This is a genomic window from Escherichia sp. 94.0001 (assembly GCF_013369155.2).
Taxonomy (GTDB): domain Bacteria; phylum Pseudomonadota; class Gammaproteobacteria; order Enterobacterales; family Enterobacteriaceae; genus Escherichia; species Escherichia coli_F.
Genome location: NZ_JABWMS020000350.1, coordinates 1 through 226, shown reverse-complemented (window position 1 = coordinate 226; position 226 = coordinate 1). Strand labels below are relative to the sequence as shown.

Genomic DNA, 226 nt, shown 5'->3' with positions numbered 1-226 from the left:
TGGTGGCCAGTGGCTATGACTACCGGCGCGACGATGATGCGGGCCTGTGGAGTTCAGCCGATCTGACTTATGTCATTACCTATGAAATGTGAGGACGATATGCCAACACCAAATCCTCTGGCACCGGTGAAAGGGGCCGGAACCACCCTGTGGGTTTATAAGGGGAACGGTGACCCTTATGCGAACCCGCTTTCAGACGTTGACTGGTCGCGTCTGGCAAAAGTTA

General features: G+C 54.4%; 2 protein-coding genes. Both read left to right on the top strand.

Going from position 1 to position 226, the window contains the following annotated elements; genetic code table 11:
* A partial coding sequence (gene gpU / locus HEN33_RS26075) for a phage tail terminator protein (protein WP_032148293.1) occupies positions 1-92 on the top strand: 92 nt, incomplete at its 5' end.
* 7 nt (positions 93-99) lie between these two features.
* The coding region (locus HEN33_RS26070) for a phage tail tube protein (protein WP_271379477.1) at positions 100-226 on the top strand (127 nt) is incomplete at its 3' end.